The sequence below is a fragment of the bacterium genome, assembly GCA_040755795.1.
Lineage (GTDB): Bacteria > UBA9089 > CG2-30-40-21 > CG2-30-40-21 > SBAY01 > JBFLXS01.
The window spans coordinates 1-12624 of record JBFLXS010000012.1; the positions used below are offsets into that span (position 1 = coordinate 1).

1 protein-coding gene is annotated in these 12624 nt (G+C 35.9%); it reads right to left on the reverse strand.

The genetic code is table 11. From position 1 onward, the window contains the following. Positions 1-12532: 6-bladed beta-propeller (locus AB1414_01845; GenBank protein MEW6606183.1), on the reverse strand; the 12532-nt coding region annotated here is incomplete at its 3' end. Between the last annotated feature and the right edge of the window lie 92 nt (positions 12533-12624).

Below are 12624 nucleotides of genomic sequence, written 5' to 3' on the forward strand. Positions count from 1 at the left end.
CACTAACGGTAATTGTGCCACATCCTGGCTGGGTATCGGCAGTAAATATTGCCCGGAACCTGCCGGCATTATCACTTGAGGTTACTGCTATTGTCGGATTAGTTCCAAAATCTATCTCTATCCGCTCATTTGCCGCAAATCCATCACCACTAACTTCTATCCGTGTCCCCACTGTGCCTTGCTGTGGACTAACATAAGTTATCCGACCAAGCATCCTGAACCAGCTGTATGCCGCACAATCTCTACCTCTGGCACTAACGGTAATTGTGCCACATCCTGGCTGGGTATCGGCAGTAAATATTGCCCGGAACCTGCCGGCATTATCACTTAAGGTTACTGCTATCGTAGGATTAGTTCCAAAGTCTATCTCTATCCGCTCTTTTGCGGCAAATCCATCACCACTAACCTCTATCCGTGTTCCAACTGTGCCTTGCTGGGGACTAACCAGAGTTATCCGACCAAGCATCCTGAACCAGCTGTATGCCACACAATCTTTGCCTCTGGCACTGACGGTGATTGTGCCACAGCCCGGCTGGGTATCCGCAGTAAATACTGCCCGGAACCTGCCGGCATTATCACTTAAGGTTACAGCTATCGTCGGGTTAGTCCCAAAGTCTATCTCTATCCGCTCATTTGCGGCAAATCCATCGCCCTTAACCTCTATCCGTGTCCCAACCGTGCCTTGCTGGGGACTAACCAGAGTTATCTGACCAAGTATTCGGAACCAGCTGTATGCCACACAATCTCTACCTCTGGCACTGATGGTGATTGTGCCACAGCCTGGCTGGGTATCCACAGTAAAGGTTGTGGTAAATGTACCTTGAGATGAAGACAATACTGTGGCAATTGTTGGATTCCTCCCAAAGCCTATGGTTACTCTTTCTGAGGCCGCAAAACCATTGCCAGCAATTGTAACATTAGTCCCAATTAGACCACTTGCAGGAGTAACTAAGACAATATTCCCGCGAATAATGAAAGTATCAACAGCTTCTTGACCAGAGGTTAATCCTCTTGTAACTATTGTAGTTGTCCCATAGCCTTGTGTATCAACCTTAAAGTTCCCGCTAAACGCACCAAATTCATCAGTTGTCGTTGTAGCAATAGTCAAACTCTTACCAAAATCTATCCTAATTCCTTCATTCAAGTCAAACCCTGCACCTGCTATTTCAACAATACTTCCTACCGTACCCATTGCAGGTGAAACTAAGGTTATTCCTGGCTTGAGTGTAATCACAAAGTAAGAATAACATACCTCATTACTGTCTATCCCTCTAACTAAAATAGTAGTCGTCCCTGCTGATTGTGTATCAACTGTAAAGGTTACGGAGAAACTACCAGCCTCCATTGAGATACAGGCAGCAATAGTCATGGTTGTACCAAAATCTATCTGTATTTGCTCATTAGCTTTATATCCTATACCCTTTACTCCAACTGGACTTCCTACTGTACCACTTATAGGAGATATCCAAATCATAGCTCCTCTAATACAAAAATATGCTTTTGCAGTTAACCATTTACTTCTACCAATAACTGTTTTACTCCCAGCAGATTGGGTATCCACAGTAAAAATAGTTTTAAAAGTACCATTAGCATAACTTGTAGTAAAAGTAATTGATGAAGTGAGTCCAAAATCTATCGCTACAACTTCTGAAGCAAAATATCCAGTACCTGATACAGTAACAATACTACCGATAGAGCCAGAGGTAGGATTTAAGATAATCTCAGGTAAAACAGTAAATATAGCTTTATCCACACAGCCTGCTTTAATACTCTTAACAATAATCTTTTTTGGTCCAAATGGTTGCATATCAATACTAAAAGTAGTACAAAATGTACCTAAAGAACTTGCAGTGATAATAGCAATACTTGAAGTGATACCAAAATCAATTACTATTGTATCTGTTGCCCCAAAACCATTACCTGCTATAGTTACAATACACCCTACTGTCCCGGAGGTAGGGGAAAAATAAACAATATTGCCTGAGATAATAAACTCTGCTTTATCAATCTGGTCTTTATTTATAGCAGCAATGACAGTAGTAGTTCCTTGAGGTTGAGTATCCACAGTAAAGGTGACCTTAAAAGACCCATTAGATTCAGTATAAGTAGTAACAATACTTCTTGTCATCCCAAAATCAATTCGAAGTTCTGCATTTGAAGAGTAACCATCCCCTTGTAAAGTTACAACTATTCCAACAGTACCAGAAGTAGGAAAGATAGAGTTGATTTTAGGTTTGATAAAGAAAATATCTGTTTTACTTACCATCGATGTAAGTCCAGTGACTATAATAGAAGTAGTGCCATAAGGTTGGAGACTGGTAGTAAACGAGACAGCAAAAGTACCTGATTCATTACTTACAGCAGTAGCAATAGTCTGGATAGTACCAAAATCAATCCTTATAACCTCATTAGCACCATAGCCTATTCCTCTAATTGTAATCATAGTTCCAACTGTACCACTGACAGGAGTAGTCCAGAGCATACCATCTTTGATATAGAAACAAGAAGTAAGTATCAATCCAGACTCACTTCTAACTACAATTGTTTTCATACCATAGGCTTGGGTATCCAGTCTAAAGAATGTAGTAAAACTACCATAAGTATCTGTCTTTGCATCAGAGATAGTTTTAGTAGTCCCAAAATCTATCCAGATTAATTCTGATGAATAGTATCCATTGCCTTTTACAGTAACTATACTATCTATTTCACCAGAAGTAGGAGTAATTTTAATATTTGGTAAGATAAAGAAACTATTTATATCTTTATCTACATAATTAACTTCAATACTTCTAACTACTATTGTCTTATCTCCATAAGGTTGAAGATCAATCATAAACTGAGTACTAAATGTCCCAACATAACTTGCAGTAGTAACTTCAATTGTCATCGAGGTACCAAAGTCAATACATATTATATCATTTGACCCAAAACCGTTACCTCCTATGTTTACAATACTTCCTACCGTACCTAAAATAGGTGAAATATAAGTAATATTGCCTAAGATAATAAATGTAGTTTTATCAACTTCTTCTTTACCTACAGCTAAAGTTACTATTGTAGTAGTCCCGTAGCTTTGGGTATCAATAGTAAATGTAGTTCGAAGTAAACCACTTAACATAACAGTGGTAGTTACAATAGTCAAAGTTTTCCCAAAGTCAATCTGTACAATTTTACTTGAAGAATAACCTACTCCTTTTATCTCTACAATTGTTCCAACTGAACCCGAAGTAGGTGTAATTGCAATAATTTTTGGTTTAACAAAGAAAGAAATAGTAGCACTTGAGCCGGTCTTAAGCCCAATAGCACAAATAGATGTACTACCATAAGGTTGTGTATCAATTCTAAAACTACTAATAAATCTACCTGCTTCATCACTCTCTTCGGTAGCAATAGTTGAAGTTTCCCCAAAATCAATTTGTATAAGTTCACTCTTTCCAAATCCATTACCGGATATAGTAACTTCAGTGCCAATTGTACCCTTAGTAGGCGTAAGTAAGGTAATATTTGATTTAATATTAAACATACCTTTAGATTTTATATTTAACCAATCCTGGACAGCAACAATAGTAGTCTTACCATAGGCTTGAGTATCAACAGTAAATGTAGTAGTAAAAGTACCATTAACAGAGGTAGAGGTAAGTTGGATACTCGGTATAGTACCAAATTCTATTCTTATACGCTGAAATGCTACATAGCCATTACCAGCTAAGGTTACAATAGTTCCTACACTACCTTCTTCAGGAGATATGAGAGTAATATTAGGTTGAATTTGAAATCTACTTAATGCACTAATCTCTTCATTTTCATAGGCTATTATACCAATCTCAGCATAAGTCTTAGTATCAATTGTAAAGGTAGTACTAAAACTTCCAGTTATATCAGTAGATGTAAGTTGAATAATAGGTGTAGTCCCAAACCTTATCTTTATACTCTGATATGTGCGGTAACCATTACCTGATAGGGTTACTATTGTACCTATCGTACCCTTTTTAGGCGAGACTAATGTAATATTTGGCTGGATAAAGAAATAAGATAAAACAGGAATTGATGAATTGGTACCAAGAACTCTAATGGTAGTACATCCATAAATCTGAGTATCTATGGTAAATGTAGCCTTAAAATATCCTACATTATTGGCTACTACATTAGTAATACTTTTAGTAGTACCAAAATCAATTCTTATTAACTCACTATCAGCAAAACCATTACCTTTTATTGTAATAATACTTCCTATTGTGCCAGTGGTAGGTAAGATAGAAGATATTTTAGGTAAGACAAAGAAATAATTCATAAATACCTGGTTAGATATAGATTGAATTGTAACAGTAGTGGTACCATAGCCTTGTGCAGCAGCTGTGAAATAGGTTAAAAAAGTACCTATCGAAGTTGAGCTACAAACAATAATTGTACTAATATTACCGAAATCTATCACTATTCTTTCTCTTGCTCCAAAGCCATTACCAGATACAGTAATAGTCGTTCCTAATGTACCACTTGTAGGTGTCATTAAAGTAATATTTCCTGTGATAAAAATGCAAGTAGAGGTACTTAAATTAGATATTAAACCCTTTGCAACAATAGAAGTAGTTCCATAAATTTGTGTATCAATAGTAAACATAGCAGTAAATGTACCCAAAATACTACTTGTAGTTATGGTAATAGTAGGGCTCGTCCCCAAATTAATTATAATTGGCTCAATTGTTTCATACCCTTCACCAGTTACAGTAATTTTAGTCCCTACTGAACCACTCTCAGGCGATACTAAAGTAATCTTTGGTTCTAATGTTCCTATTGTGATGTAGAAATAAGCAATTGTTTTTACACCACTACTATTTCCTTTTACAATAATAGTCTTTGTCCCTCCTGATTGCGTATTTACAGTAAAGTTAATACTAAAAGTACCCACAGAATTGGAATAGGTAGTAGCAATACTTTTAGTCTGCCCAAAAGCTACTAATATCTCTTCACTTGCTCCATGACCATCGCCTCTAATTGTAACGATAGTACCTATGGAGCCAAGAGTAGGTGTAAATTGGGTAATTTGTGGTAAAATAAAGAATTTCTCCATAGCAGTCTTATTAGAACTTAATCCAATAGCTATAATAGATGTAGACCCGTAAGGTTGGATATCAACAGTTAAAATGAGTTCAAAATTACCTAAACTATTACTTATAGTGGTAGCGATGCTAAGAGTAGTCCCAAAATCAACTCTTATGCCTTCTGAGGCATTAAAATTTGACCCCTCTATACTAACTATACTGCCTACACTACCTCTAATAGGAGTAATCAAAGTTATCTTAGTATTTGCTATTTTTACTTTAACCTCTTCTACATTTTCATCTTCACCATCAGTAGCAATTAATTTAAGTGTGTATATACCATTTGGAATAGTAGTAGTATCCCATGGAGTTAAAGTACCGAGTTCAACAGGTGTATTTGATGTAATAATAGTATTCCAATCTGGGGAACCTTTAGTCTCTACATTTTCCTGTCTATATTTTAGGGAATAATAAGATAGTTTTGAAAGTAGTACCTCTTTATTTACACTTACATTATCCTTTGCCAAACCTATAATTTCAGCTTTACCTTTTAATCGTTGGTCTAAAATAGGAGAGATAATATTAGCCGCAGGAACAGCTTTATCAGGATAGTCCATTATACAGATATTTGAACTATCGTATGTTCTTCTATAATCAAGCAATAATTTAGTTCCATCAGGAGATAGGCTAAAATATTCTATTGCATAAATTCCATCAGCATCAATATCAGTCAATTGAACTAACTCAGCTTCTTTCCCATTATTAACTACTTCCTCTATATTATTAATTATCCACGCATCATACGGAAATCCACTAGGAGGAATTCTTTCTTTCATTAACTCTTTAGATATATTATTTATTTTTGGAAAACGGGGTGGCCAGCCTGTAGTTGACAGAAATGCTAGTTTTTTACCATCTGGTGAGAAACCAACCGGAATATCAAATGCTGGATTATATGTAATTTGTAGTGTAGTAGGTGTAGCATTATTATAAATCACCTCCTGGATATTTGTAATTATGCATATTTCCCAATTACCAAAGTACCAGTCTAAATCTTCATTTTTTGCATAAGCTAACCACTTACCATCAGGCGACCAGCAGATACCGAGTTCCCATGCATCATCAGTATTAGTTATCTGATGTAATTCTGGATTAGCACCTTCATTAATTATCTCATCTATATTAGTTGCTACCCAGACATCGTAATCAGAATAAAATGATAACATCTTATTATCTGGTGACCACCACCCTGGGTCGTTCTCATGCCCTCCTGCATCAATATAGACTATATGGGGGGAAGTCCCTTCTATAATTACATCCTGGATATTAGTTATAATTGCAATATCACTCTGTGCAGAAAATGCAAGATATCCCCCATCTGCAGAGAATCTTGGATTAAAATACCAATTTGGTTCTAGTATTTGTCTTATATTACTTCCATCTGAGTTCATTACCCAAATTGTTGATGGTCGTGTCCTGAAAGAATGGAAGGCTATATATTTACCATCAGGTGAAAGACAACTGCTTAAGTCCATTGCTGAAGTAGTTAATTGATATATATTACTTAAAAAATTAATTTTAATAGTATCTATCTGATTTGAACTAAGCCCTATAGCAGTAATAGTAACAATTCCACTTACTGAATACATTGCAGTAAAAATAGAGGAAAAAGTACCTGCTGGACTACTTATAATAGTGGTAATGCTATGAATAGTTCCAAAATCAATTCTTATCAGCTCATTTTTACCAAAGCCATTACCTTCTATTGTAACAGGAGTGCCTACACATGGGTTATGAGGATAAACTTTAGTTAGCTGACCTATAATACTAAATTTACCCTTAGCCGCTAATCCAGAAGTTACCCCGGTAGCCATAATAGTTTTTGTGCCAGAATATTGGGTATCAATAGTAAAAGTAATAGAGAAAGTCCCTCCAGCGCTACAAGTAACCATAGTAATAGTTTTAGTTGTACCAAAATCTATTGTAATTAATTCTGAGGCAACAAAATCCTTTCCTTCAACTGTTATTATCGTACCTATCACGCCACTACCTGGAGATATTAATGTTATTTTAGAGTTTCTTACTTTTATTACAACCTTTTCTACCCCATTATCCTCTCCATCAGTAGTAGTAAGTTTAATAGTATAGAGTCCATTTTCTAAATCCGATACATCCCAGATAGCTAATGTGCCATTATCTACCTGCGTATAGGATGTAATAATTGGTATCCAGTAATCTGAATTTGTACCCAGACTATACTCGCCAGTGTATGATAATAAAGATGATAATACTGTATGGTTATCTACACTCATATTATCTTTAGCAGTGCCTTTAATTACAGCTTTACCCTTTAATTCTTGATTTAGTATAGGTGAGATAATATTAGTTGCCGGGGCGGCTTTTTTATCATAAGGGTAATCCATCTCCCAGACATCCCAGTTACCAGCACGATATGACCCAATAAGTATTTTTGTTCCATCTGGAGACCAACCACAGACACCTTCAGTAATCAAGGAAGGGATTAAATGCTCAAGTTCTAATTCTGCTCCATTATACATTACATCCTTTATATTAGTAATCACCCAGCAGTTCCATCTTCCAGGGTGATTATCTTTAGTTGAAGTAAATGCATATTTTTCTCCATCTGGTGAAAACATACCATCACAATCATATTCTTTGAAATTTGTCAATTGTAATAACTCTGGCTGGGCATTTTTAAATAACACATCCTGAATATTCTTTATCATCCATGCCTCTGGGTCCCCACTTCGAGTAGAATAAAATGATAATACTTTACCATCCGGTGACCAACCGCCGGTTACATCCCACTCAGGTCCAACTAATATATCTCTTATAATAGGAGTAGCATCATGATTTATTACATCCTGGAGATTAATAATCGCCTTAATATCGGCAATAGGATATTCTATATTCCAGCAACTAAATGTCATTACATTAGCATCAGGTGAGGAAATAGAGGCAAGTCCTTGTGTACCTACTACCCTAATTTCATTTGGAGGAGTGCCATTAATTACCTCTTTAAAATTCTTTATTATATAGATACCCTCTTCAGGTCCTATTTGATAAGTTTTCAGATATTTGCTATAAACCAACATCTCGCCATCAGGTAAAAAGCCAAGAGGGGTACAATGATATTTCTCATCCTTAATTATCTCCTTTTTATTTTTACCATCCGCATCCATTATCCAGATGGTATATGAACCATCCTCACTTAGAAGTGGATAAACTATCATTTTACCATCTGGTGAATAACCTGCTGGACTTTCATTACAGGTATCTGTAGTTAACTGTCTTAGATAAGGTGGGTTGACCACTTCCTCTACACATATTACTGGTTGATTAGTAATAGGTGTAAGAATCCCTTCAAATCCTTGTGATTTTATAATAAATGTATTAGAGCCTAAAGTAATAGTACCCTGTGGCGTACCTATATACATTATAGTAAATGTACCTTCAGCAAACATTTTCTCAATAGGTATTATAACGGTTGAACCTACAATACTACGGTATTTTAAAACCACTTCAGGTCCCGGAGTAACTGTTATCGCCCAATCAGGAGGTATAGTCCAGTTAGGTGGTATAGTTAAAGTAACCGTCCCATTACTTAAATCTGCCTCTGCTGTATAAGTGATATAAAATACCTCAGTAATATCTACTATTGTCCTATCTGGCTCTATCTTTGCGATTCCACTACCATCTGTCGGTTTCTCAATTATATTAAATATCGCAGTAGCCTTATGCCCATATTTAACACTTGTAGCTGTAATATTAACTGGGCCTATAGCTTGTGTATCAACTATAAAAGTAGCTATAAATTTACCATAAGCGTCTGATGTAGTAATTGAGATAGTTTTAGTAGTGCCAAAGTCTATCTGTATTGGTTCTGTTGGATAATAACCTTCTCCTGCTATCGTAACCTTAGTACCAACAAACCCTAATACTGGAGATACCAGCGTTATCCCTGGTCCTATTACAATAGGCCCATAGCTAATATTTGTAGGAGTGCCAATAGCCTCTATTCCGTATTCATCTTTTGCTTCAAAATAGTAGCTATAAACTCCACCAGAGTACAATCTCAAAACACACCAGTAGTTTTCACCTTCTATATAATCCTTAGTTGGTTCAACAGGCATTTTGGCTTTCCCGATAGTAGTAGTTCCTTTAAGAATGCATATCTTAGGATAGCCAGAATAAGGGGGAGCATTATCTTCATCTTTATATTTTACTTTAAATGTAAAATATGTCTCTCGAACAATACCTTCATGTGGTTCTAATCCATCTTCTTCATAACCTGGGGTACCTCTCCATTCTAATTCAGGTGCATGACTTACCTTTGGACCGGTTCGAAGCACGGTAAAAAGACCTCTAGCTTCTTCTCCCTTACTATCTTTAGCATAGAACTTATATTGATAGGTTCCCGTAGCATTTAAAAAGATGGTTTTGGAATAAGTAGCTCCTTTTAAATAACTTCCATTGACATAATCCATTGTGTAGGTTCCGATTCCATAAGGCTTATCGTCTTTATAAATAAGGACAGCGGGATAGCCTGGAGCCGGTGGGTCAACATTAATATCCATATATGCCGTGTGAAAGGTAAAAGGGGTATCTGGCGTCCCGGAATCAGGATTACAACCATCTGTATAACCACTTTCGCCAGTCCAGAGGAGTAATGGTGAATAATTCACCCCTTCAACTTTAGGTCCTGAATGAATCGTTGTTGCCTCACCTATTGCCTCGACATTATTATTGTTTTTAGCCTCAAAGCGATAGCTATACGCATCACTGGCATAAGAATATCTAACATCATAAATCCCGTAAATTACCCCATCTGTATAATCGTTATCATTTTCATTTTCCTTTATGAGTAAAGACGATGGCGTGATTAAAATTCCTCCCATATAGAGATTCACCCAAGGATAACCCTCTGCTGGTGGGATATTATCAATATCAGTATATAATACTTTATAAGTAAAGTATCCTGTAGGTCCTACATCTGGCTCTACACCATCAGAAATATACCCTCCTTCACCTATCCAGGTTAATGTTGGAGAGCCTATTATTTTAGGTCCTGCGTGACTTAGAGTAGGACTCCCTTTTGCCAGAATTTCATCTATATTCTTTGAAACAAATTGATATGAATATAGCCCTGTCTCAAGATTAGCTATTTCAAAACTATACAGTTTACCATCCTTATAGTCAATATCTTGTGGATTTACTTCTTCCATAATAAATGGGCTATTTTGTAATTCCCGGCCACCTCTAAAAATCCTTACCTCTGGATACCCGGTTAGTGGTGGTCTGTTAAGATAATCAATATATTTTACTCGATAGGTATAAGTTCCAACTAATCTCTCTCCTTCTTCTGGGTGAAGTCCATCCTGGACATAATTTTCTTCCTCTGTCCAATCTAAAATCGGATATTCACAGGTTACGAATACAGTAGATGCAATCTTTTGCTCAGAACTAATTCCCCTTACCAGGATAGTTTTTGAGCCCATAGGTTGAGAATCAATAGTAAAGGAAATTTCAAAACTACCTGCTAAATTTGCCACTCCAGTAGCAATAGTCTTCGTAATACCAAAATCTATCACTACCTCTTCTGAAACCTCAAATCCCGCTCCTTCTATACTTACTATTGTTCCAATTGTACCAATTACAGGACTAATTAAGACAATACTCCCTTTGATACTAAAAGTGCCTCTTAGAGTTACCTCAGAACTTAATCCTATTGCACAGATAGTCTTTATACCAAAACTCATGGTATCAACAGTAAATATAGAAGAAAAACTACCATTAGCATCTGCGTATGAAGAGGTAATAGAAATAGTCGTCCCAAAGTCTATTCGGATTAATTCTAAGGCAAAGAAGTCCTCCCCCTGTACTGTAACTACGCTACCAACAGTACCAGAATCAGGCAAAATAGTTATCGTTGGTGTAGCAACCTTTAGAATGAGTGTTTGCGTAGATTTGTTATTCCCATTATCTCTACCTATAATTAATAACTCTTTTATACCAGGATTTACCTCTGCTACTATTGCTTGATAAGAATATATATCGTTACCTATATAACTCATTGCCTGGGTACCAGCACCTCCAATTGGTGCAATATCAACCATAACCTCTACAATTCCATATTTATCTATTACCTTTGAGGATAAAGTTACCGTAGCTCCCACTGGGACAACTTCTGGTATAGCTTTTGGATTGGTTATTTCAGGTGGAGTATTATCTACTATTACTTTACCTATTTGTTGAGGTGCATGATAATTCATCACATTTACCGCATCTATTTTATACACATATTCACCATCTTCTACAACTATATTACTATTATCTTTACCATCCCAGATTTCTGTATTAGTCCCTGAAGGTTTATTTACTTCTACTATTAAATCACGCACTAACTCATAATTCGTATTATAAATCTTGATTGTTACCTTTGCCTCTTCTGGTAGATGATAGATAATGGTAGTAGTATCCTTTTGATTGTCATCATTAGGTGAGAAAATATAAGGATAAGCACTGACATTTGTTATATAACTACTTATGTCAAATATCTGTAAATTACTGTTATTTGAATCGACTACATATAATTTTTTTTGATGGACAGCCAATTTCTGTGCAGTATGAAATTGTCCTTTACCAGGCCCGAATCTACCAAATGTATGTAAAAATTGACCGGTATTAGAGAATTTTTGTATTCTAAAGTTATACTTATCTGCTACCCATATATTTCCATCACTATCTACTGCTACATCTACCGGGTCTAAAAACTCACCTATCTTTCTTCCTTGTATACCAAACTTATGTATAAAATTACCATCTTTATCAAATATAGATATTCGTTGATTACGCATATCCGCTACATATATATTTCCATCTTTATCTAATGTTAGACCATAAGGCTCACTAAATTGAGTAGTCTCGCTACCTTCACTGCCTAAAATATTATCTCCATCAAATGAATTTACCGGATTAAATGAAGAATCAAACTTTAGTACTCTATCATTACCAGAATCTAAAACATAAAGGTTACTATCCTTATCCAATTCTATATCTCTTGGATAATAAAATTGCGGATTACCTGTAAAACACTTCATAAAAGAGATACTATTTCTATCATCATACAGATGTTGTACACGGTCATTGCCAGTATCTACTACAAATATATTTCCTCTTTTATCTACTGCTATACCTTGTGGGCTTCTAAACTGCCCATCACCCGTTCCTTCTTGCCCAAAGGAATAAAGAAACTTACCGTTTTCATCATATTTCTTTATCTTATCATTACCGGTATCTGCAACATAAATACTGCCATCATAAGAAACCGCTACACCATAAGGGTATAAAAGTTCTGCATCAGGTGGTCCTTTCCCCTTTATCCCTACACTACCGATAAACTTACTACTGGCGAATACAGTAGTGGTCAAAAATATTAAACTAAATATTAAAAATAATCTCACTTTTACCATCTTTCGTTCCTCTTTATTTAGAGGACGCAGATTTTCGCAGATTATTAGGATTATTATTAGATATATCTTGTAAATCTTGTTCATCTGCGTCC